The organism is Hoeflea sp. TYP-13 (assembly GCF_040932035.1).
Classification (GTDB): domain Bacteria; phylum Pseudomonadota; class Alphaproteobacteria; order Rhizobiales; family Rhizobiaceae; genus Hoeflea_A.
The window spans coordinates 558,552-581,898 of sequence record NZ_JBFRBB010000003.1; the positions used below are offsets into that span (position 1 = coordinate 558,552).

General features: G+C 58.8%; 20 protein-coding genes. 12 read left to right on the forward strand and 8 right to left on the reverse strand.

All coding sequences use genetic code 11. The features are described from left to right. Nucleotides 1-12: 12 nt before the first annotated feature. The 4 genes from ABVT35_RS19695 to ABVT35_RS19710 all read right to left on the reverse strand — a co-directional run bounded on the left by ABVT35_RS19695 (nt 13) and on the right by ABVT35_RS19710 (nt 4,407). The gene (locus ABVT35_RS19695; protein ID WP_368468668.1) at nt 13-1,614 is read right to left on the reverse strand and encodes a 5-guanidino-2-oxopentanoate decarboxylase; all 1,602 of its coding nucleotides are present in this window, start codon (nt 1,612-1,614) and stop codon (nt 13-15) included. Then, nucleotides 1,611-2,798 (reverse strand): pyridoxal phosphate-dependent aminotransferase, encoded by a 1,188-nt coding sequence (locus ABVT35_RS19700; RefSeq protein ID WP_368468669.1) that lies wholly within the window; start codon nt 2,796-2,798, stop codon nt 1,611-1,613. Before ABVT35_RS19700 ends, ABVT35_RS19695 begins: the two co-directional genes overlap by 4 nt. Further along, nucleotides 2,795-3,442 carry a TetR/AcrR family transcriptional regulator gene (locus ABVT35_RS19705; protein ID WP_368468671.1) on the reverse strand — a complete coding sequence of 216 codons (648 nt, stop codon included), beginning with the start codon at nt 3,440-3,442 and terminating at the stop codon, nt 2,795-2,797. Before ABVT35_RS19705 ends, ABVT35_RS19700 begins: the two co-directional genes overlap by 4 nt. A gap of 158 nt (nt 3,443-3,600) precedes the next feature. Then, complete coding sequence (locus ABVT35_RS19710) at nt 3,601-4,407, reverse strand: helix-turn-helix domain-containing protein (RefSeq protein WP_368468673.1); 807 nt, start codon at nt 4,405-4,407, stop codon at nt 3,601-3,603. Nucleotides 4,408-4,608: 201 nt separating this feature from the next. Between ABVT35_RS19710 and ABVT35_RS19715 the strand changes: the two genes are divergently transcribed. The 6 genes from ABVT35_RS19715 (at nt 4,609) to ABVT35_RS19740 (ending at nt 11,751) form a co-directional block, all read left to right on the forward strand. Further along, on the forward strand, nt 4,609-6,177 hold the full coding sequence (locus ABVT35_RS19715) for an ABC transporter substrate-binding protein (RefSeq protein WP_368468675.1): 1,569 nt from the start codon (nt 4,609-4,611) through the stop codon (nt 6,175-6,177). Between the two features lie 95 nt (nt 6,178-6,272). After that, nucleotides 6,273-7,217 (forward strand): ABC transporter permease, encoded by a 945-nt coding sequence (locus ABVT35_RS19720; RefSeq protein ID WP_368468677.1) that lies wholly within the window; start codon nt 6,273-6,275, stop codon nt 7,215-7,217. 10 nt (nt 7,218-7,227) lie between these two features. After that, nucleotides 7,228-8,118: an ABC transporter permease gene (locus tag ABVT35_RS19725; protein ID WP_368468678.1), complete on the forward strand. Its 891-nt coding sequence runs from the start codon at nt 7,228-7,230 to the stop codon at nt 8,116-8,118. Further along, complete coding sequence (locus ABVT35_RS19730; RefSeq protein ID WP_368468680.1) at nt 8,118-9,098, forward strand: ABC transporter ATP-binding protein; 981 nt, start codon at nt 8,118-8,120, stop codon at nt 9,096-9,098. Before ABVT35_RS19725 ends, ABVT35_RS19730 begins: the two co-directional genes overlap by 1 nt. Beyond that, nucleotides 9,095-10,111, forward strand: a complete 1,017-nt coding sequence (locus tag ABVT35_RS19735) for an ABC transporter ATP-binding protein (protein ID WP_368468682.1) — start codon at nt 9,095-9,097, stop codon at nt 10,109-10,111. Before ABVT35_RS19730 ends, ABVT35_RS19735 begins: the two co-directional genes overlap by 4 nt. Continuing rightward, nucleotides 10,108-11,751, forward strand: coding sequence for an amidohydrolase (locus ABVT35_RS19740; protein WP_368468684.1), 1,644 nt, complete (start codon nt 10,108-10,110; stop codon nt 11,749-11,751). The genes ABVT35_RS19735 and ABVT35_RS19740 overlap by 4 nt, the downstream gene beginning before the upstream one ends. Here the strand turns inward: ABVT35_RS19740 and ABVT35_RS19745 are convergent. Continuing rightward, a complete protein-coding gene (locus tag ABVT35_RS19745) occupies nt 11,748-12,650 on the reverse strand; it encodes a LysR family transcriptional regulator (RefSeq protein WP_368468685.1) in 903 nt (300 codons plus the stop codon). The two genes, ABVT35_RS19740 and ABVT35_RS19745, sit on opposite strands and share 4 nt — an antisense overlap. A gap of 97 nt (nt 12,651-12,747) precedes the next feature. Between ABVT35_RS19745 and ABVT35_RS19750 the strand changes: the two genes are divergently transcribed. The 5 genes from ABVT35_RS19750 to ABVT35_RS19770 are packed head-to-tail and all read left to right on the forward strand — an operon-like array spanning nt 12,748 to nt 18,521. Further along, nucleotides 12,748-14,199 (forward strand): aldehyde dehydrogenase family protein, encoded by a 1,452-nt coding sequence (locus ABVT35_RS19750; RefSeq protein WP_368468687.1) that lies wholly within the window; start codon nt 12,748-12,750, stop codon nt 14,197-14,199. A 4-nt stretch (nt 14,200-14,203) separates the two neighbouring features. After that, the gene (locus ABVT35_RS19755; protein ID WP_368468688.1) at nt 14,204-15,193 is read left to right on the forward strand and encodes a membrane dipeptidase; all 990 of its coding nucleotides are present in this window, start codon (nt 14,204-14,206) and stop codon (nt 15,191-15,193) included. Further along, nucleotides 15,190-16,890 (forward strand): hypothetical protein, encoded by a 1,701-nt coding sequence (locus tag ABVT35_RS19760; protein ID WP_368468689.1) that lies wholly within the window; start codon nt 15,190-15,192, stop codon nt 16,888-16,890. The genes ABVT35_RS19755 and ABVT35_RS19760 overlap by 4 nt, the downstream gene beginning before the upstream one ends. Further along, a complete protein-coding gene (locus ABVT35_RS19765; protein WP_368468690.1) occupies nt 16,878-17,501 on the forward strand; it encodes a DUF3726 domain-containing protein in 624 nt (207 codons plus the stop codon). The genes ABVT35_RS19760 and ABVT35_RS19765 overlap by 13 nt, the downstream gene beginning before the upstream one ends. A gap of 12 nt (nt 17,502-17,513) precedes the next feature. Next, nucleotides 17,514-18,521 carry an Ldh family oxidoreductase gene (locus ABVT35_RS19770; protein WP_368468691.1) on the forward strand — a complete coding sequence of 336 codons (1,008 nt, stop codon included), beginning with the start codon at nt 17,514-17,516 and terminating at the stop codon, nt 18,519-18,521. On the opposite strand, the gene ABVT35_RS19775 is transcribed toward ABVT35_RS19770, so the two are convergent. From ABVT35_RS19775 to ABVT35_RS19785, 3 genes are read right to left on the reverse strand one after another with little or no spacing between them, the layout of a single operon-like run. Then, nucleotides 18,522-20,861, reverse strand: coding sequence for a xanthine dehydrogenase family protein molybdopterin-binding subunit (locus ABVT35_RS19775; RefSeq protein ID WP_368468692.1), 2,340 nt, complete (start codon nt 20,859-20,861; stop codon nt 18,522-18,524). Next, a complete protein-coding gene (locus tag ABVT35_RS19780; protein WP_368468694.1) occupies nt 20,858-21,346 on the reverse strand; it encodes a (2Fe-2S)-binding protein in 489 nt (162 codons plus the stop codon). Before ABVT35_RS19780 ends, ABVT35_RS19775 begins: the two co-directional genes overlap by 4 nt. A 13-nt stretch (nt 21,347-21,359) precedes the next feature. Next, nucleotides 21,360-22,217, reverse strand: coding sequence for a xanthine dehydrogenase family protein subunit M (locus tag ABVT35_RS19785; RefSeq protein WP_368468696.1), 858 nt, complete (start codon nt 22,215-22,217; stop codon nt 21,360-21,362). A 156-nt stretch (nt 22,218-22,373) separates the two neighbouring features. Between ABVT35_RS19785 and ABVT35_RS19790 the strand changes: the two genes are divergently transcribed. Beyond that, entirely contained in the window at nt 22,374-23,285 is a 912-nt protein-coding gene (locus ABVT35_RS19790; RefSeq protein ID WP_368468697.1) for a LysR family transcriptional regulator, read from the forward strand. The last annotated feature ends 62 nt before the right edge of the window (nt 23,286-23,347 follow it).

Consider the following 23,347-nt stretch of genomic DNA (forward strand, 5'->3'; position numbering starts at 1 on the left):
GTCCTCGTGCAGTCAGGATGTAAACGGAAAATCGGAAGCGTCGATCTCGACAATCGAAGGCCGGGTCTCCGACATTGCGTTCCGCAGCGCCTCGGCTATTTCTTTGGCTTCGGTTCCACAGCGGCGGAAGGGGATGCCGCAGGAGGCGGCGACCGCTGAAAAATCGGGCGGCGTCGGATCGCACCCAATGACGGTCACATCGGCGGCCTTCATCCAGGTGGCGATTTCCCGATAACCGTGATTGTTCCAGATGACGAAGGTAATCGGCAGGTTTTCATCGACCGCTACCATCAGCTCCGGCAGCGTGAACTGAGCCCCGCCATCGCCTGTAATGCACAACACAGGAGCCTTCGGCTCTGCGAGTGCAGCGCCGATCGCCGCCGGAATGCCATAGCCAAGCGCGCCATATCCTGTGGCGGCATTGAACCAGCCGCCAGGCCGGTCGTGGTCGTAATAAAGATTGCCGGCGTAGATGAGCTGCGTGGAATCCCCGACCATGATTGCGCCTGGCACCGCTTCGCGTATCGTATCCAGAAGCTGCACCAGTGTGCGCATTTCCGGGCCGATTTCATCGAATGCCTTTTGGCGCGTTTCCTCGGCGCGTTGGGTGCCGGTGCCGTCATTCCCGGAATTTGCCGCCAGCAACTCCAGAAGTGACCGTATTGTCGAGCCGGCATCGGCGCGCAGTGCCAGTGTCGCCCCGTAGCTCTGTAACTGCCATGGGCAAATATCAACGCGGATCAATGACTTCATCGGTGCGATCGACCCGGTTGCGTTAACGTCGTAATCGGTCTGGCCCAGCTCCGTGCCAAGAGCAAGAACGACATCCGCATCTTCAATCAGCTTTCGCACGGCCTCCAAGCTCGGGCTGGCCGGTACGCACAGCCGGTGGCGGTGCATCATGCCGCGCGCGTTGGCCGTCAGCACCACGGGCGCGTCAAGGCGCTCGGCAAGAGCCTGCAGATCGGCGTTCGAGCCGCGTGCGCCTCCACCTGCAAGAATGACCGGGGCCTTTGCGGATTGGAGCAATTCAGCGGCCCTTGCAAGATCGTCGTCGCTGGCCTGGGGCGGAGAGGTTTCAGCCGCCGGAGCGATCGGTTGCGCATATTCGAACCTTGCAACGTCGAGCGGAATTTCGATATGCGCCGGCCCGGGACGCGCTGTGGCAAATTGCGTGAATACCTTGTCGAGCAGGGGTGTAAGGTCATCCTGGTCTTCAACGCGGTCGGAGGTGATTGCAACACTGCTGGCAACGGCCCGCTGATCCGGCAGTTCGTGAAGGAGACCCAGTCCCTTTCCGAGATTTGGCAGGGCGTTCACGCCCGACAGCACCAGCATCGGAACACTATCGGCGCGGGCCTGTGCCATCGGGGTCAGCGTGTTGGTAAGCCCGGGCCCGGTGATGACAAGGGCAACCCCCGGTTTGCCGGATATACGCGCGTAGCCGTCCGCCATGAAACCGGCGCCCTGTTCGTGGCGGGGCGTGATGTGACGAATGCCGGATGCGGCCAGCCCGCGGTAAAGTTCCACCGTGTGCACGCCGGGAATTCCGAAGACCACATCGACGTCCCGTGCGACAAGCTGCGCTATCAGCGCTTCACCGATACTGGTCATGCGACGTCTTCCCGAATTGCGTTGGCATGGGCAATGATGCGGTCGCAGGCGGTGTTAAAGCCATCGTCCTCTATGGTCAGTGCCACCCGGACCCAGCCCGTCATCGTTGCGCCAAAGGATGTTCCCGGCATGACCGCAACTCCAGCCCGGTTCAAAAGGTCCAGTGCGTAGTCCCGGCCATTCATCCCCGTGGCGGCGACATTGACCATGGCAAACATGCCGGCCTGCGGCTGGTGCACCGCGAGGCGGCTTTCATCCGCGAGCCGCCGCGTCAGCAACGCTGCCCTGGCCGAAAACCGGTCCCGCATGCCCGACGCAACGGACGAGCCCTCGCGAACGGCCTTTTCGGTCATATCGGCAATAAAAGGCTGATTGCCGAACAGCATGGATTCGGATAGTGGCAGCAGGTTGCGGGTGAACTCCCCGGGGCCGATGCACCAGCCGCTGCGAAAGCCCGGTGCAGCGTGGGATTTGGAGATGGAAGAGGCGACGATCACTCGCTCTGCAAGGCCCGAATGCGAAAGGGGCGACCGGAAGCTGGATCCATCGAATACAAGGTCTGCATAGACCTCATCCGAGACGATCCAAAGATCGTGCAATTGGGCCAGCTGCCCGATCGCCTCCAGATCCTCTGTTGTCAGGACGGCGCCGGTCGGGTTGTGCGGCGTCGTAATCAGGATCGCCCGTGTCCGTGATGTGATCCTTTCCGCAATGTCGGCAGCGGCGATGCGAAATCCGTTTTCAGGCCGCAAGGGAACCGGCACCATCGTGGCGCCGCAGGCGCGGATAACGCCTTCATAGGTTGCGTACATCGGATCGCCGACAAGAACCTCGTCGCCGGCTTCTGCAACGCCCAGCAAAACGGCAAAAAGCGCCGTTTGCGTTCCCGGAAAACACAGAACCTGATCGGCAGCAATCTCGCGTCCTGTCCTTTGCGTGTAGTGCTCAGCCAGAGCCCTACGCAAGCCGGCTTCGCCACGCCCGCTGGAATAGGCCGTTCGCCCCTGCCGCATCGCGTCAGATGCGGCTTCCACCAGCTCCGGCGGGGTGGGGACGTCGGGCTCGCCGATGGTCAATTCAATGATATCCCTGCATTGCGCGGCAAGTTCCCTGGCGCGCAAATGCAGATCCCATTTGGCGCCGCCAAGGCCTGCCAGCCGCCGCGTTATCGCAGTGCGCTTCATGATGTGCCCACCTCGTCTTTAAGTTCTATTCCGATGATCGCGCTCACCGAAGCAAGGCCGATCTGCGCAGGTTCGTCCGGTTCAAATGTGTCCGGCAGCGCCCCGCCTTCCAGCCATAATCCATCGATCACAGCGTTGCAGGCGATGGCAAGCCGGCGCAGTTCCCTTTCATCGGTCTTCTTTCCCGTTTCCATCAGCGCGTCCTTGATCAACGCTTCGAGCTGGTCGCGAAAGTCGCGATAGGTTCGCTCGTGTGTCGTCCTCATTCTTTCGTCGTGGCGCACCCTGTTGAGGAAACTCGCCCAAAGCGACACGGCATTTGGATCAACGATGGGTGGCCGAAGCCCGGCCGCCACATAGGCCGCCAGACGCGCAACGGGTGATTGTCCGGCAGATTGCACCGAGGCAAGGGTGGCATCGGTCAGCTCGCCCATGTGCTGTTCGTAGGCAGCCGACACCAGTTCCTCCTTTGTCGAAAAATAGTGCCGGATAAGGCCCTGGGTCACGTTCGCGGCTTTGGCGATTTCGCGTACGGTCGCGGCCTGCACCCCTTTTTCGGCGATCAGGGCCAGCGTGGCGCGGATCAGGGCGTCTCTTCTTTGCGACGCCGGTTCCCGGCTGAATTTGCGGCGATGATCGGCCAATTATTGCTCCGTCACTAATTATACGTTTGCATAATTAGTGGGAATTTGTGTATTTGCAATATGAAATTTCAGGGCTGCCGGAAACTGCACCTGAATAAATGCCACCATGCCCAACAGACAGATGCCGACAGCAAAATCGCAAGCCAGCGATTTTGATTTCAATGGGGTTCGAGATCGAATTGCAGCTCAGCACCGCGCACTTGCGGTTCGCCGAGCAACTGCAGGACATGCGGATCGATCTTGCGTGCTGCAGGGTCGAACAGGCCAACCGAATTCATGGCCGATCTGATGTCGATATTGCTGCCGAGATAGCGCCAGACCACGCGGGACATGTAAGGGTTCCGTTGACGGCTGGAAAGGCCGAACGTGACGCCGCGCAGGTAGGTGAGCTGGCCACGTCCCGCCGGATAGAGAACCGTTTCGACAATCGCGTCCTTGGCAAGGCTTTGATATTCTGTAACAAACAGCCGGTTGCCGAGTAGCGCGACCTGGCCGTCATATTTGGACAGGAACAGCGCGTTGCTGCCGGGATCCCAGGATCGTTCGATGGTGCGTGTGCAGATCTGACCATCCCTGTTGAACAGGTGCGTAAGGGCGCAAAGCACCAGCCCCTTCCAGCTGAAGGAATAGAAATGCGTCAGGTAGTAGCCGAGATATTTGTTCAGACTTCGTGAATGGCCGTCGAAGGCAGCGCGGAACCGGGGGCCTGCGTGGACGGGCCGGTCGATATTCAGCCGCCTGCTTTCAATAATCTCGCTATTGGCGAACTCATCATGCGGCAGAAACAGATCCGACGGACGGACCTGAAAATGATGGCAGATCTTGTTGAGGTTCCGCGTCGACGGCTTGGAGATGCCACTGAGATATTTGCTGAACTGCTGACGGTTGATGCCCATCGACCGGCACGCATCGGAAACCGAGTGTTCGAAGTCGCACAGCAAACGCAGATTTTCACTCAGATCCAATGGCCGGCATCCCGTCTCTTGAAAATAAATATCAGAGCTACCTGAAAACTAAGCGTATGTTTAGCGACTTTAAGCGAATTTCGCAAAAAACAGCTAAAAGTAGCGCTCAATCGCGAAATTGCGCTTCGCGCCAGGAGCCGCCAACCTCCGACGGGAATGGATGCATAACACCAGCCATCCAATCTGGCGGAGGAGACGCAAATGAAAAAAGCCAACATTCAATGGACCAAAATGCCGATTGACCGTAGGTCGTTCCTTCAGGGTGCAACGGCCACCGGGCTCGCGGCCGCGACCGGTGTCGGTTTTTCCGGCAACGCCTGGGCAGACGGGACAACGCTGAAATCGCGCACCTATGCGGATATGCGTTCGCTTGATCCGGCGTTCTCGCAGGGCGTTGTGGACGAGGAAATCCAGGCCCCGATCTATAACAAGCTGATCCAGTACAAGCCCGGGCGCGAATGGGCGTGGCAGCTGGATGCAGCCGAGAGCATCGAGCAGGTCGACCCGACGCACATCAATTTTGTGCTGAAGGACAATATCGGCTTTACAAACGGTTTCGGCGCGATGACAGCCGAGGACGTCAAATATTCTTTCGAGCGCATCATCGACGACAAGCTCGAATCGACCAACAAGCCGGATTGGGGACCGCTCTCCCACGTGGAGGTAACCGGCGAACGCAGCGGAACGATTGTGTTGAAAAATCCGTTTCAGCCGCTCTGGAGCATCACGCTACCCTATATCACCGGCAATATCGTTTCCAAGAAGGCATTCGAATCCGTCGGCGGGAAGATCGATACAAAACCGGTCGCGACGTCCGGGCCCTATATGCACAAATCCTGGGAATCGAAGCAGAAGACGACGCTCGTCAGGAATCCTGACTGGAAGGGCGATCCGGCCGCTTTCGATGAAATCCAGATCTTTCACATAGACGATGAAAAAGCTGCAGAGATTGCTTTTGAGGCCGGCGAAATCGATTTCACGCGCGTCAGTCTCGACTCACTCGAACGGCTGAAATCCGATCCGCCTGCAAACAGCACCGTTGCCGAGTTTCCCTCGCTTTTCTACGTCTGGGTGGGGATGAACCTCGACAATCCGAAGCTTGAAAACATAAAGCTCCGTCAGGCCATCCAGCACGCAATCGACGTACCATCGATCATGCAGGCGTCCTATTTCGGCGGTGCAGAGCCCTCGACCGGTATCATCGCACCGGGACTTGCCGGACATCGCGAAAAGCCGATGACGGGTGTCGCGGCCGATATGGAAATGGCCAAGAAGCTGCTCGACGAATCGGGCGAAAGCAATGTGTCGCTGGCCATCGATGTTCTCAACAAGTCGGCCAATGTGACGACGGCGCAGATCATCCAGGCGAACCTTGCCGCAATCGGCATTGCGCTGGAAGTGCGCATGCATGAGGGCGCCACATTCTGGAACCTTGGTGAAAACAAGGATCTTGAGCTGGTTCTCAACCGCTTCTCCATGACCCCCGATCCCTACTACGCGACGTCCTGGTTCATCTGCGAACAGGCCGGCGTGTGGAACTGGGAACGTCATTGCAGCGACGAGTTCGACAAGATCCATGCTGCTGCGCAGGCCGAGGGCGATCCTGACAAGCGCGCTGCCATGTATGCGCGGGCGCAGGATATTATGGAAGAGAGCGGGGCTTACAAGTTCATCACTCACGAAGCGACACCGGATATCTACCGCAATACCATCGTTCCGGCGTTGCGTCCCGACGGATTGCCGCTTTACCGCTATTTCCAGAAGGCGTGACATGAGCCAGCGGGAGGCGGGGCGGCTGCCTCCCGTCACTCTGGAACAGCGGTGAAATGCAAACCGGACCGACGTCTTCGGGGAGGTGAGGATAAATGCTGACCTACATAATCAAACGACTGGGTCTGTCCCTGGTCATAACGATCCTTGCGGTATCGCTGCTGTTTGCGATCATACACATGATACCCGGCGATCCGGTCAGCACGATGCTTGGACCGAAGGCCTCTCCCGAATTGCGCGCGGCGCTTGAAGAAAGAATGGGTCTGGACAAACCCCTCCCGGTTCAGATCGGACTGTTTTTTATCAACATGCTGCGCGGCGACCTGGGCACGGACGTTTTCTCAAACCGTTCGGTAACGGAAATCGTCCTTGGCCAGGTCCCCTATACGCTGTCGCTCATTGCCGCCGCCATATGCTGGTCGGCGGTGCTCGGCATATTTCTCGGTTGCTATTCGGCGGTTCGCCGCAACTCGCTTATCGACCGTATGACAGGCGTGTTGTCGGTCAGTGTCATTGCCGTTCCGGCCTTTGTTGTTTCGCTCTATTCGCTGTTGTTTTTTGCCGTTCAGTTGCGCTGGTTTCCGGCTATCGGCGCGGGCGAGCCGGGCAACCTGCCGGACCAGCTGTGGCATCTGGTGCTGCCGGCCTTCGCGATCGGCCTTTCCTGGGTCGGCTATATTGCACGGCTGGTGCGCGCATCGATGCTGGAAATTCTGGGTGAAAACCACATCCGCACGGCACGCGCGTTCGGACTGCCGGAAAACTGGATTACGTTCCGATACGCCCTACGCCTCGCCATATTGCCCACCGTGACGGTGCTTGGCGTCGGCATGGGCTTCCTGCTTTCAGCAGCCGTTTTTACCGAAATCGTCTTTTCGCGTCCCGGGCTCGGCAAGCTGGTGATCGATTCCATCACAACGCGAAACTATCCGGTGGTGATGGGTTCGGTGCTCTTCAGCACCCTTATATTCGTCGCCTCCACGACCATTTCAGACATCATCAATGCGCTGGCCGATCCGCGCATCCGGTCTTCATCGTAGGAGAATGAACGTGGATCAGGCTGTAAAAACAAACCCCGTCAAATCCCGCGGCGAAATGGGTGAGATGTTCTATCATCTCATACGTGACCCTCTGGGCCTCACCGGACTGGTGATTGTTGTTCTCATCGTTTTCAGCGCGGCCTTTGCCGGGCAAATCGTGCCCTATGATCCGATCGCCCTGAACATTCCCGACCGGCTGCAGGGGCCGAGCCTTTCGCATCTTCTTGGTACCGACCAACTGGGGCGTGATACTTTCTCGCGCATGGTGATGGGCGGACGCGTCGCCCTGCAGGTGGCGTTGCCGACAATCATCGGCGCGGTGAGCATCGGCACGCTGCTGGGAATGATTGCCGGCTACGGCCCGCGCTGGCTGGACAACCTCATTTTGCTCTTTTTCGATACGATCCGGTCGTTTCCGACGGTCATGTTCGCGCTGGCGGTCGTCGCGCTGATCGGCCCGAGCCTCAACACCGTTGTCTTTGTCATCATGGCGACGTCGATACCGACCTATGGCCGTGTCGTGCGCACAATGACCCAGTCGTTGAAATCCAGCGAATTCATCGACGCCGAAAAATCGCTTGGCGCAACAACCAAGCGCATTCTGGGCGTTCACATCCTGCCCAATGTTCTGGGGCCGATTGCTGTTCTTGCGGCGATGGACATTCCGACGATCGTCGGCCTCGAGGCGGGACTGAGCTTTCTCGGCATGGGCGTTCGGCCGCCGACACCGTCCTGGGGCTCGCTGCTCAACGACGGATACGCGCTGATCCGCAATACGCCCTGGCCGATCATTGCCGGCGGTCTGCCGCTCATCCTAACGACGCTCGGATTTACCTTTCTCGGAGAAGCGCTACGTGACGTCGTCGATCCGAAACTGCGTGGCCGCGGAGGAGCACGGTAATGAATACGCCAGTCCTCGACATCAAGAATCTTTCGGTCGGCTACCATACGCAAAGAGGCCGCCTGAAAGCGCTGCGCAATGTCAGCTTCGCCATTCCGCAAAACAGCATTGTCGGCATTGTCGGCGAGAGCGGCTGTGGCAAGTCCACGCTGATATCGGCCATCATCCGGCTGCTTGCCGGCAATGCGGAGATCGGATCCGGGCAGATATTGTTCAAGAACGACGATCTGCTTGCCAAAACGGAAAACCAGATGCGCGCGCTTCGCGGCGTCGACCTGTCCATGGTGTTCCAGGATCCGATGCGCACGCACAATCCGGTGCTGACCATCGGCCGCCAGATGACGGACATCCAGTATCGCGACCAACTGACAAAGGCTCAGAAGAAAGAACGGGCGGCGGAGATGCTCTCTCTGGTCGGCATTCCCGATGCGGCTGAAAGGCTGAACCAGTATCCGCACGAGTTCTCCGGCGGCATGCGTCAGCGCATTGCGATTGCAATGGCACTGATGGCGCGCCCGTCGCTGCTGATTGCGGATGAGCCGACAACGGCGCTCGATGCGACGCTCGAAGTGCAGATCATCAAGCGGCTGCGTGAATTACAAAGCGAAATCGGCTGCTCGATCCTGTTCATCTCGCATCATCTCGGTGTCATTGCCGAGCTTTGCGATTATGTGGTCGTCATGTATGCCGGCGAGGTCATCGAGCAGGGCCCTGTGCGAGAGGTGTTCCATACACCCGCGCACCCCTATACGAGTGCCCTGTTGAGATGCGATCCCGGCAATATCAGGGAAAAGACCCGCAACCTGCCGACCATTCCCGGAGAGATTCCGGATCTGGTCGATCTGCCGGCGGGATGTGTGTTTCAGTCGCGCTGCGCCCAGGCCGTGGATAGTTGCGTTACCGCGCGGCCCGAGTTCCGGAACGTGGCCGGAGGGCACAGCGCCGCATGCCATCTGCTTGGCGAGGAGGTGCCGGCATGAGTGCACTGCTTGAAATCAACGACGTCTTTGTCAGGTTTACCGTGCGCGGCGGATTGCTCGGCGCCATCGGCCTTGCAAATGCGGGTGACATCGAGGCGGTTTCCGGTGTCAGCCTGAAAATCAAGGCCGGCGAGACCTATGGCATCGTTGGCGAAAGCGGTTCCGGCAAGACGACCCTGGCGCGGGCCGTGGCGGGGCTCCATCACGCGAGCGAAGGCTCGATCAATTATAACGGGATGGAGCTCCGCGGTCTTACGGAAAGCCGGTTCCGCCCGCTCCGGCGCGACATCGTCATGATGTTCCAGGATCCGACGGGAAGTCTCAGCCCGCGGCTTACCGTCAGTTCGCTGATCACAGAACCGTTCCGCATTCAGGGCATGAAAGGAAAGGACCTCGACGCCGAGGCCGGGCGGCTTTTGTCCATGGTCGGCCTGCCGCGGGAATTCGGCCAGCGCTATCCGCATCAGCTGTCGGGCGGTCAGGCCCGGCGCGTCGGTGTCGCCAGGGCGCTTGCGCTCGATCCGAAACTGCTCATTGCCGACGAGCCGACAGCCGGACTGGATGTCTCCGTGCAAGGTGAAATGCTCAACCTTCTTGCAGCCCTGCAGGACCGTATGGGGCTTGCCATCATGATCATCACCCATAATCTCAACGTTGTGCGCCATATCACTGATCGCGTAGGCATTATGTATCTTGGAAAGCTGGTCGAGGAAGGTCCGACGGAAGCGATCTTTTCAAACCCCAAACATCCCTACACGCTGGCGCTGCTGGCAGCCAATCCGGAACCGGACCCCGATGCAAATCTGGCGCGCATTGAACTGAACGGCGAGCCGCCAAGCGTTTTGAACCGCCCGCATGGGTGCGAGTTCCACACACGTTGCCCGTTTGTGCAGCCGCGCTGTCGAACGGAAACGCCGGATTGGCGGGACCACGGTGAAAGCCGCTTTCACCGCTGTCATTTTCCTGAAATCTGGGATGCAGAACAACCAGTCCTTGAAAAGGTGGCCCAATGAGCGCTGAGGCGTCGATCTATTTGAACGGCAAAATTCTCACGATGGATGATACGGGCGCACGGGCTTCCGCCGTTGGTGTGGTGGGCGAGAAAATCGTTGCCGTGGGTACTGCTGATCAGGTCAGGCAATCCCTGCCGGGCGGCGCGCGGGAAATCGATCTGCACGGTAAAACCATGATCCCGGCGTTCATCGATCCGCACGGTCATTTTCCCGACCCCGGCTTCATTTCACTGTTCCGGGTCAATCTCTCCAGCCCGCCGCTTGGCGGTTGCCGGCGGCTCGATCATGTCTTCGGAAAGCTTCGCAAAAAAGCTGGCGAAACGCCGGCAGGTGAGTGGATCATGGGTGTTTCCTTCGATCACACCGCTATGGAAGAACGCCGCTTTCCGACGCGCGCCGAACTTGACGCAGTTTCGTCCACCCACCCGATTTGGGTCATCCATGCTTCCGGCCATTCGGGGGCAGCCAACAGTATGGCGCTGGAACGACAGGGTGTAACGCACACCAGCGAGGACCCCGTTGGCGGGCGGTTCCTGCGCGACACGGACAGCGGAGAACTAAATGGCGTTATCGAGGGCCTTTCGGCCATGGGGCCATTGAGCGACACGCATTTTCTCATTGATGAGGAGCGGTTTCATCTGGGTTTTGAAGCGACGAGGAAAGAGTATCTCGGACAGGGCGTGACATTTGCGCAAAACTCCTGGGCGCCACTGGACATGCTCCGGCTGTTTGCCGCCGAGGCCAGGCGCGGGGATCCCGGCATCGACCTCATGATACTGCCGACCGCCGATACCGAGCCGCATCTGTCCAATGGCAGCCTCGACCTTGACTGGCCGGACAATCCGCACATTCGCCTTGGACCGAGAAAACTGTTTTCCGACGGTGCGTTCCAGATGCAGACGGCGTTGCTTTCGGAGCCTTACTTCAAGCCGGCCAATGAGAATTACGGTATCTGCGGATTGCCCTATGTCGAACAGCACGTGCTGAATGCCGAGGTCAAAAAGCTGCACGATCTCGGATATCAGATTCACACCCACGCCAATGGCGATACGGGCGCCGACATGTTTCTCGATGCGCTGGAACTTGCGCTCAAGGCCAATCCGAGATCCGACCATCGCCACACGATCATCCACGGACAGGTCCTGCGCGAGGATCAGCTCGACCGCATGGCGAGACTTGGCGTAACCGTGAGCTTCTTTTCGGCCCATATTTATTATTGGGGCGATCGTCACTTCGATACTTTTTTGGGACCGGAGCGCGCGCGCCGCATTTCGCCGGCAAAATCAGCGGCGCAAAGGGGCATTCGATTTACCATTCACAATGATGCGGCGGTTACGCCGACAAGACCGCTGCATCTGGTTTCCTGTGCGGTCAACCGCCTGACAGCTTCCGGGATGGTACTGGGGGAGGATCAGAAAATATCAGCCGAGCAGGCGCTTCGTGCCCATACGATCGATGCAGCCTGGCAGGTGTTTCTCGAACATGAGCGCGGCTCAATCGAACCCGGCAAGCTTGCTGAATTTGCCGTGCTTTCGGGCGATCCGATTGCCGATCCGGACGGAATCGCCGAAATGTACGTCGAAGAAACGATCCGCCGCGGAAAAACGGTCTACACAGCAGAACTATGCACCGCGATCTAGTCAGCAACTTCCAGCCCGAACCGGTCGATCATCGGCGGGAGCTCCCGTTGGACAAATCCGCGAAAAGCAGCCGCAGCGGGGTTTTGAACGGCATTGCGTCGCTCAACAAAGCCCACCTGCCTTTGCATCTTGGTATCCGCAAGATCAACGGCCATGACACCTTGCGGCAGGTCGATGGTGCTGAGCGCGGGAAGCAGCGTGACACCGAGCCCTTCCTTGACGAGCGCAATCAGCGAGGTGACGTTTCTGACGGTCACGGACGTCTTTTCGGCGAGTTTTTGATACCCGGGCGCGTCTTCAATTGTCACCGCGCCGTTGAGGATGAGCATCTGGTCCTCAAGGTCGGACCAATCGACCGGCGCGTCCCTTTGCGAAAACCGGCTCTCGCTGCTGCAGATCAGCCTGAACCGGTCCCGGAAGAGGGGTTGAAAGGAAACCAGGCTGTCGGCGCGCGGTGTTCCGGCGATCCCAAGATCCGCCGCGCCGCTCTCCACCGCGGCATGCACCGCCCGGCTGTCGGTGTCGACCAGCTCAATCTCGATACCGGGCCGATCAGCAATGAAACGGTGAAGCAGGGGCGGGATGAGATTGGCGACGACCGACGGCACGGAGGCAAGCGTCATGCTGCCGATGCGACTCTGGGCAAAATCATGAATCATCGAAAGCGCCCTGTCATAGCCGCGTATCTGACCGCGGCCCGTATTCAAAACGAACTGACCCAGAGCAGTAAGGGCATTTTTTCTGTCGGATTCAAACAGCGGGCCGCCCAACTCTTCCTCGATCTGTTTGAGCGTCATGGAAATCGCGGACCCCGTGCGGCCAAGCTGATCCGACGCATCCTTGATGTTTCCCAGCTCCGCAACGGTGACAAAGACCCGCATCGCTTCAAGTTTGATCATATTTTTACTCGCATCAAATTTTCTGAAATAAATAACAGAAATATCTATTTGATTGAAGTCGCATCTTCGGTGAACTTGTCCACCAAAAGGAGACACCATGGCTGAATTGCACAAAAACCTGATAGCCGGGCGATGGGCGGAGGGCGCCGCCGAGATCGAAAACCGCAATCCGTCCGATGTTTCCGATCTGATTGGCCGCTACGCACAGGCGGACAACGAGCAGCTCGAGGCTGCTGTCCGATCTGCGCGAACCGCTCTGCCGGGCTGGAGGCAGGTTGGCCTTGAGCAAAGGCAGGCCATGCTCGACCGTATCGGATGTGAACTGATGGACCGCTCCGACGAACTCGGAAAACTGCTCAGCCGCGAAGAAGGCAAACCGCTGGCCGAGGGAAAGGGCGAGGTCTACAGGGCCGGGCAGTTCTTTACCTACTATGCCGCGGAAGTTCTGCGTCAGATCGGAGAAAACGCTGATTCCGTCCGCCCCGGGATCGAGATTGACGTGCGCCGTGAGCCGATGGGGCTCGTTGCCGTTATCTCTCCCTGGAATTTTCCGACCGCTACGGCAAGCTGGAAAATCGCGCCGGCCCTGGCATACGGCAATACCGTGATATGGAAGCCGGCAAACCAGACTCCGGCATCAGCCTGGGCACTGGCCGAGATTATCTCGCGGGCCGGTTTGCCCGATGGCGTTTTTCAGCTGTTGATGGGCTCGGGCTCAGCCATTGGGAATGGCCTTGCATCTCATCCCGGCGTTGATGCAGTGACCTTCACCGGTTCCTATCCGGTCGGCCGTCAGGTCGCCATTGCGGCGTCTGCAAATCTGACGAAGTACCAGCTCGAACTCGGATCCAAAAATGCACTTCTCGTCATGGACGACGCGGACATCGACCTTGCGGTAGCCGCATCTGTGGCGGGTGCCTATTCGGGTACAGGACAAAAATGCACAGCATCGTCTCGGTTGCTTGTGCACGAAGCGGTTCATGACGCATTTGTCGAAAAACTGTCTTCGGCGGTTTCGGCGCTGAAGGTCGATCACGCTTTCAATGAAGGTACGCAGATAGGACCCGTCGTCAGCGGGGAGCAACTGCAATCGAACCTTGAATGGATCGAGCGGGCAAAGCAGGCCGGCGCGGAATGCGTGACCGGCGGCAACAGGCTGGAGCGAACACACCAGGGTTACTACATGGCGCCCGCGCTGTTGACCGGTACGACCAACGATATGGATTTCAACCGCGAAGAACTTTTTGCGCCGGTGGCGGCAGTGCAGAAAATAGGTTCCTACGACGAGGGGCTGGCGATTGCAAACGACACCGAATTCGGTCTGGTCGCGGGAATATTCACCCGCTCGCTTGCCCGTGCGACACATTTTCGCCGCAACGTCGAGACCGGCTGTGTCACCGTGAACCTGCCGACGGCAGGCACCGACTATCACGTGCCTTTTGGCGGCCGCAAGAATTCAAGCTCCGGTCCGCGCGAGCAGGGCCGGACCGCAGCCGAGTTTTATACGCAAGTAAAAACGGCCTATATTCGTGCCGGCGATCCGGAGTAGCGACATGGCGAGCCAACCCCTTATCGATTGCCTGCAATATGCAAACTGGTCGGAGCGGATTTTCCGCGACATGCATGAAGGCGGCGTCCATGCGGTGCATGTGACGATTGCCTATCATGAGAACTTCCGGGAAATGGTGCTGAATATCGAAGCCTGGAACGCGCATTTCGAGCGTTATCCGGACCTGATCTTCGCCGGCAAAACCGGGGATGATGTCCGGCGGGCAATGCGCGAGGGACGCACGGCCATATTCTTCGGATTTCAGAATCCGTCGCCGATGGAAGACGATATCGGACTGGTGGAAATCTGCCACTCGCTCGGTGTCCGGTTCATGCAGCTTACCTATAACAACCAGTCGCTGCTGGCGACCGGATGTTATGAAAAGGAAGATACGGGCATTACGCGTTTTGGCCGCCAGGTGATTGCGGAGATGAACCGGGTCGGCATGGTTGTCGATATGAGCCACTCGGCGGAACGGTCGACCCTGGAGGCCATCGAGATTTCACAACGCCCGATCGCCATTACCCATGCCAATCCCGATTGGTGGCATCCGGCCATGCGCAACAAATCGGACACTGTTTTGCGGGCGCTGGCTCAATCCGGCGGCATGCTGGGCTTTTCGATGTATCCGCATCACCTCCTGAACGGTTCGGATTGCACGCTGGAGAGCTTTTGTACGATGATCGCCCAGGCGGCGGAGCGCTACGGGGTTGGCCATATCGGACTTGGGTCGGATCTGTGCCAGGACCAGCCGGACAGCGTTGTTACCTGGATGCGCAACGGGCGGTGGTCGAAACAGCTCGATTTCGGTGAGGGCTCCAGTGCAGCCCCCGGATTTCCGGCGCAGCCCTCCTGGTTCAGCGGCAATCGCGATTTCGGCAACATAGCCGGCGGGCTGCGCGACGTCGGGTTTTCAACCGAGGATGTCGCCGCCATCATGGGAGGCAACTGGCTTCGCTTTTATGACGAGTCCTTTGGAGCCGAGGTTCGATGAGCGACCATAAGCACATCGCGGCGGAATTTTCGCCTGTGCCGTTGCGGGCGCCGGACGACGTCATGCGGCTTGAGCGGCTTGGTGCCTTCTACCCGACGCGGCTGAGCTTCATGCGCACGCTGATCCGGCGGCTCAACCGCGATCAGGCGCGCGTCAGCCGCCCGGTATGGGAGATTGATGATGAAGGCTACGGGCGTGCCGTTTACAGCGTCGATGTCGACGGGCACCGCTACAGCCTCGTTGCCTTTTCCACCCGCCTTGCTGCCGACCAGCGCACCGACCGGGTCATCGCAGAGGCCTGGGATACCAGCTATGCGCTTTTCGACGGCGAGCCGACAACGGCTGATCTGGACCGGCTTGAAGCCAACGCGCCGAGGCAGGAGGCCGGACGGTTCGAGCCAAGTGAACTTGTACTGAGCCGCGCCAACAAATCGGTTCGCTTTTTCGAACACGTGGTGGAACGGCTGGCGCAAGGCCGGCAGCCCGATGAGAAGATGGTCGGCTCGATCGGCTATCTGATGCGGACAACGGCCGTCTACGGCAATGGCAAGTTCGGTATCGCCGACCGCACCCGTCTTTCAGATCGTGGAATTCTGGCCGGATCGTTTCAGGCGGAAATGCTGACTGTGTGGCTGATCCGGGGATTTTCGCACGATCTGGTCGAACATATTGCCCGGTGCCGAGCGCCGGAAACATTCGTACCGATAGAATACCGGCTGAAACGCCATCTGGGGATCGGCAATGCGACCGGTCTCGGCATGGCGCCGTTTCTGGTGACCCATCCGGCGCTGCTCAACAATTGGGTGCAAGGACGCGAAGCGGCTCTGGCGAGGGTTTGCGCCGTCGCGGAATCGGACATTGCCACGATTAAGCGCGCGGTCGAACTGATGGAGCGGACAGAGCGGCATCTGGAACAGTGGTCCATCGAAGATGAGCGTCAGATGGCACGTGTTGAAACCGTACGCCGCGAGTGGCGGGAGGTTTCGGCCGTCGTGAACACCGACTGGTTGTCATCACCGCACCCCTGGCAGCGTCTTGCCGAATTGTCGAAGGATCGATCCTTGGAGTGCCAGGAGCTTGTGGTTGCCCTGCTGCTGGAATGCCATGGCGAACTTGTCGATGATCTTGCGGACAAGATGATGACGGCGAGAGAGCAGCATCTGGACAGTTCGATGCCTGTCGCAACCTTGCTTGATCTTTGCAGAACCCATTTTTCCTGGGCACTGGATATCGATTTCTCGGACCGGTCTGAGACCCATCTCTTCTGGTATGTCTCGGAGGAAAAACTCGAGCCTCGTCTTGGTAACCGCTATGAGGAGGACGGGGCCGAACTGGAAATGCCGCTGGATATCGGGCGGCAGGTTCAAGACATGGCGCGTGATCTCGGCGATGCCGATGAGGGGCTTTGTGTTGCGGAGTTTTTGCTCATGCATCCGCAACATCGCCATGCGGTGCGGCGGGTGCAGGGCGTGGCGCATCTGCCCTATTCGGAAATACGGGACAACCTTCTTGGCGAAAGATGCCTGCCGATCGATATGCTGAGATGCAAGCTGTCGTTCTTCGGTGCGTCCAAATTCGATCCGAAATCCGACCGGTGGACGCGTATCACCCTTTATCAGGGCGCACCGCTGTTTGACGAAGTTACGGATGCAAATGCAGACGATTGGTGGTTGCCGGTGCTGACATGTCGACAGTAGTACGTTCACTGAATGAAGTTTACACGATGCTGAGAAAGGCGGCGATCGGCGCGGGATGTTCCCACGGCATTGCCGAGGAACTTGGCAGGGCCGGTGTGTGGCTCTGTACTGCGGGTCAGAATGGCGTTGGTGCGGTCCTTTCAGCAACGCAGGCTGCAAATGTCCGGCTCAACGCACCGACGATTGATGGCGATGGAGCCGTTTTTCACCATGGGTGCGCCGCGACAGCAGGTCCTGCCGCCATGGACCTTCTTCTATCCAAAACGGATATCCGCCGGGTCCGGATTGAGGATGTCGATGTGCCGTTGCTTGTTGCCGGCCTGGCGGGTATCCGCGCAGCAGAAAGCAATAGGGCGGTGCTGGTTGAAGTCGACGGTGCCGCTAAAAGTCTCGCCGCCTGTGATTTCGAGCGCCTGAAGCATGCGACAGCAATAACGTTTGTGCTTGGGACCGGTCAGTTATCCTCCGGTGCAGATACCGGGGTTAGCGCTGCCGAAGTTGATGCCGCGGCGTGGTCAGACTGCGAAAAACTGGCGGCGCGAACCTATGTACCGGCCACCGAGCAATCACGGGTGAGGGGCGCCGGAGCAAATATCACGGACAATGACTGACAGGAGCGATGAATGGCTGATCAGGTGCTGAGCCTGGATGAGGTTAAAACGCTTGCGCAATCTGCGCTAGAAGGCGCCGGTGCCAGCGCGCAAAACGCTGCCTCGGTGGCGCGTTCCACCGTCCTTGCCGAACGCGACGGCATCCGCAGTCACGGCCTTCTTTATGTGCCGATTTATGCCGAGCATGTTCTGTGCGGAAAGGCCGACGGCAACGCTGTGCCCGAGGTCGCACAACCGCGTCCCGGTGCCGTTTGCGTCGATGCAAAATGCGGATTTGCCCATCCGGCGATAGATGCCGGTTGGCAACCTCTGTGTGAGGCGGCGCGCGCCAACGGAATTGCCGCATTGACCATCTACAACTCGTATAATTGCGGTGTGCTCGGGCACCACGCAGAGCGACTGGCCGAACACGGTCTTGTCGGCCTTTGCTTCACGCATGCTCCCGCGTCAATTGCGCCCACGGGCGGCAGCAGGCCGGTCGTCGGGACCAATCCGTTTGCGCTTGCCGTTCCCGATGGCGAGGGAAATGCGGCGCTCGTGATCGATCAGTCCGCGAGCGTGATTGCGAAATCGGAAATCATGCTGCGCGCAAAGGCGGGCGAGCCAATCGAACCCGACTGGGCGCTCGATGCCGACGGACGGCCAACGACCGATGCGCAACTGGCGCTGAAGGGCTCAATGCTGCCGGCGGGCGGGTACAAGGGTTTTGGCATCGGGCTGCTCGTTGAAATCATGGCCTCCTGTCTTTCGGGTGCTGTCTCCAGTGTCGATGCAAGCCCCTTTTCCGGTACTGCCGGCGGTCCGCCGAAAACCGGCCAATGCCTGATCGCCATAGATCCCGGCGCTTTTTCCGGTGATGTTTTTTACCAGCGCATCGCTGCCCTGGTTGAGGAAATTGGCGGGCAGGAGGGGTCCCGGGTCCCCGGCGCACGGCGCAAGGAAAACAGCCGGCGATTGGTCGAGCAGGGTGTCAGTGTCGATGAGGCCCTGATTGAGCGGATCCGCGGCTTTTCCTGTTGATCACGACATTTGTCCGGCGCTCTGCCGCTTTTGAGCCAAGGCGTTGACTATGCGCTCTGGCGTAATAGGCATCTGATAGACCCGAACACCAATGGCGTCGGCGATTGCGTTTGCAACGGCCGGTGCAACGGGCGTGATGGCCGGCTCGCCGATGCCCTTGGCGCCGAACGGCCCAATTCCGCTTCGCGATTCAAGGATGATGCTTTCGACCCTTGGCATATCCATGGATGTCGGCATCAGATATTCGCTGAGGGAAGGGGTTATCAGCCTGCCCTCTTCGTAGAGCATTTCTTCGCTCAACGCGAAACCCTGCCCGTTCTGCGCCCCGCCTTCAATCTGGCCTTCCACCGCCGCGCGATTGATGCACTGCCCGATGTCGTGTGCCGCGATGCTTCTCAGTACGCACACCTCACCGGTTTCCGTATCGACGGACACCTCGACCGCATGGGCGCCATATACATAGTCCGGGTGGGCCTGTCCTTGCCCGGTTTCCGGATCGAGATTGTCCTGCATTGTCTGGTGAAACATTGCCAGTTCCGTCCGGCTTATGCCCTCATCTCTGCAGATTTTTGCAAGGGCGCCCAGGCTCATTGAAAGACCGGGATTCGATTTTGCCGCCACCGTACCGTCAGCCATTTCAATCTCATCCTGCCGTACGTCAAACGCCTGTGCGGCCCGGTGTGTCAACCGGGTGCGTATGGCCTCGGCCGCCTTTTTGGTGGCGTTGCCGGTCATGTACAGAGTGCGGGTTGCGGCGGTTCTTCCGGACATTGGCGTCACGGCCGAGTCGGTGGAGTAAACGGTCACCTTATCAAGTGAAACGCCCAAAATTTCCGCTGCAATCTGGCAGAGGGCAGATACCTGTCCCGCGCCAATATCCGCGACGCCTGACCGCACAATAACGGTTCCGTCCAGTTCCACGCCAACCCAGGCTTCGGAGGAGTCGTCGAGAAAACTCAGGCGGCCGTAGCTTTGCTGATAGGCGGCAATCCCGCGTCCGATCTTTACGGGGCCTTGTGCGGGCTTTGCGCGACCACCGATTGCCTTCCACGCAAGATCCACGCATTGTTCGGTCCAGATTGCACCGGGCGGGACAAATCCGGTGGCAACCGGATCGCCGGTCCGCAGATAGTTGAGCCGGCGGAATTCGATCGGGTCCATCTCCAGGACCTTTGCCACTTCTTCCATCTGCTGCTCATAGGCGGCGCAGGCCTGCATGGCGCCATAGCCGCGAAAGGCGCTCGTATACATGTTGTTTGTCGCAACGGCGCGAGCGCGAACATTCAGATTGTCGATCCGGTAGGGTCCGGGCGAAGCGACCGCCGCATACAGCAACACATAGGGGCTGAGATAAAGATAGGCGCCGGAGTCCGCGATGATTTCGACGTCGAGTCCGCAGATCGTTCCGTCTTTCATCACGCCGGTCTTGTATCGAAGAATGAGTGGGTGACGTTTGCCGTGACCGACAAATGAATCTTCCCGGCTATATTCAAGTCGTACGGGGCGTCCCGTCTTCCTGGCCATCACAGCCAGGAATTTCTCAAGTGTGCAGTCTTCCTTGCCCCCGAAACCGCCGCCGACGAGCGCACCGCGAATGCGCACCTTGTTGTGGGGAACACCGATGGCATCCGCGATCGCCCGGAAATGGGCGATATCCTGGGTGCATACCCTGATGTTGACCACATCGTTCTCGTCAACCCATGCCAGCCCGGCCTCCGGCTCAAGAAAGGCATGTTCCTGGAAGGGTGTCCTGAACGTGTTTTCTATAATAAAATCAGCATTTTCCAGCGCTGCGGCGGCATCACCTTTGCGGATCTTGCGCTCCGCCACGATATTGCTGTTTCCCTGAATGACGGGAGCCCCGGGTTTCATGGCTTCAAGCGGGTCGTAAACACCGCGAACGGGCTTCAGCTCGAATTCAACCAGTTGCCTGGCTTGCTCTGCTATGTCGCGGGATTCGGCTGCAATCAGCGCCAACGGCTCGCCGTAATAACGTATGCGCTCAGCGGCCAGTATCGGCGATTCAGTATCCGCACCGTTCGTTCTGTCCTGACCGGAAATTTCCTCCTGAACGTCTGGAGTCGGCATATCCGCAGCCGTCAATATTTCAACCACGCCTTTCAGTGCACGGGCTTTTTCAACGTCCAGGGCTACCAGAATTGCACTGGCTACATTTGCGCGCACGACACACATATGCAGCATGCCCGGCATGGTGTGGTCACCCGCAAAGCGCGTGCTTCCGAAAACCTTTCCGGGTGCGTCGGTGCGCGGCAGGGGCTTGCCGATCTGGCTGCGTTTTACGTTTGGCGCGGTCTGGTCCGGATAGTCGACGCAGGTCAAGACTTTCCCCCTTCTTCACGCATGAGCAGAGCGGCATGTTTTACGGCGTCAAGGATTTTGGCGTATCCGGTGCAACGGCATAAATTGCCGCTGAGCGCCATCCGGATGTCGTCGTCGGTGGGGTCGGTAACTTCCTCAAGAAATCCCTTGGCCGCCACAATCATACCCGGGGAACAATATCCACACTGGGCGGCGCCGAGATCAATGAATGCAGTTTGCAGGGGATGTGGATCCTGCGCATTTCCAAGGCCGGAAACGGTGGTGATTTCGGAGCCCTCGCACATCCATGCCAGGGTCAGGCAACTGTCCAGCGCTACCCCGTCAACAAGCACCGCACAGGCACCGCAGTCGCCCTTTTCACATCCTCGCTTGACTTCGACATGACCGAGGTCCCGCAATGCTTCGAGCAGGGTTCGATGGGCGGGTACGTTGATCTCTTCGTTGCGGCCGTTGATGCACAGCGTTACTGGTTTGCTGTTTGACATGGCTACCAACTCCTCACGCAAGCCTGTTCCATGCTTGTAAAAGCAGACGGCCCACAAGGACCTGAACGCAGTGACGGCGATAGACAGCGCTCGCGCGGACATCATCAATGGGATTACACTGAGCCGCGGCCTGCTCAGCGGCATCTGCTATCAGCGTTTCGCTGAGTATTTGCCCCTCAAGCAGCTGTTCCGGTTCTTTTGCGCGGACGACACAGGGCGCAACGGCGCCAAGCGCAATGCGGGCCCCGGCGCACTTTCCATTCGACATGCTCAGGGTAACGGCAACACTCGTAACGGTGATGGCATCGCCTTTGCGCCGCGCCAGTTTGTAAAACATGTTGACGCTATTGCGCGGAAGCTGGGCCCAGGAAATCCGGGTGATCAGTTCGTCGGGACGCCGGATGTCCTGTTTATAACCTTGATAATAGTCGGCCAGCGCAACGGTTCTGTTTCCTGACGAACCGGCAAGCGTCACTTCGGCGTCCAGCGACATGAGCGGAGGGATCAAGTCGGCCGCGGGCGAAGCGCAGGCGATATTGCCGCCGACCGTTCCGGCGTTGCGAACCATCTGACCTGCAAAAACCCGTGCAGCCTCAATCAGCGAGGGGCCTGAATTCGCAATCTCCGGTGACTGCAACAGGTCGCTTATGGTTGTGCGGGCGCCGACAACGGTTTTTTCTCCGTCAAAACTGATCCCCCGCAATCCGGTGACACGACCAAGGGCAACGACGCGTTTCGGCCTTTCCCGCTGAGACCGCACATCAACCAGTAAATTGGTTCCGCCGGCCAGCGGCGTGCTTTCCATGTCGGACAGGACGTTCAGGGCGTCTTCCAAACTGTCAGGCATATGCAAGTCGAATTCACGAGACATTTGCTGTTGTCCGAACTTCCAAAATGCGCGCGGGATTGCATTTGGCTGGATGGAAATACTGACAATAGAGAGCTGAAATCCGCTTGATTTTTGAAATTCAAAAATCCACAATATTAATTAGAAAAAATTATAAATGTATCCGATGGCCTGCCGATCATGAAATCCGCGGTAAATATGAGGCATCTGCGTGCCTTCATTGCGGTTGCCCGCGAAGGCAGCTTTACCCGCGCCGCTGAGCACCTGCTGTTGTCCCAATCGGCACTCACCGTGACGATCCGCCAGCTTGAGGAACAGCTGGGGGTATCGCTGTTCAACAGGACAACCCGGCAGGTCATATTGACCGCCGACGGAGAAAACTTTCTCAGTTCTGCAGAAGAGGTGGTCGACAAATTCGACGAGGCGATCATAGGCGTGCGCCAATCGGCAGCCCAGCGCGGCGGTCAGGTATCCATTGCAGTGCTGCCGTCAATCGCCATTCGACTGTTGCCGGAAATCGTCCAGGGATTCCACGACGCCCATCCCGATATCCGCGTTACGCTGCGGGACGACAACGGGCGCGGTGTGCATCGCCAGGTACTCGACCGGGACGTGGATTTCGGTGTGAGCAATATGTGGCACCCGTATCCGGAACTTGAATTCACGCCGCTGACCACGGATCGGTTCGGTCTTGTCTGCAGGCGGGATGATCCACTGGCCAAAATCGACTCTCCCCTGAACTGGACGATGATCGATGAAGAACGTCTGTTCGTCATGGCCGGCGACACCGGCGTCTACAAGGCCCTGCAGGAATCTGACGAGTTTACCGAGCGTTTTCAGACTCCGGCAGGCGAGGTGTTGGCCATGGTTACGTTGCTGGAAATGGTTCGTGCAGGCCTTGGCGTTACAGTCGTGCCCCAGCTTGCCCGGCCTGCTGCCAACGAGCCGGATCTGATTTTCAGGCGTCTTTCAAATCCTGTGCTGATCCGCAAGATCTGCCTTATCCGGCGTCGCAACGAAGCTTTGTCCCCTGGCGCCCGGCGTGCCTGGGACGCCATTCGTGCCCAGGTGCCGCGCGAAGTCGATATCTAGAGCAATTCAGAAATGCTCTAGGCATGTGCGCCCAAGCGGGGGACGCCGACCGGAACCCTATT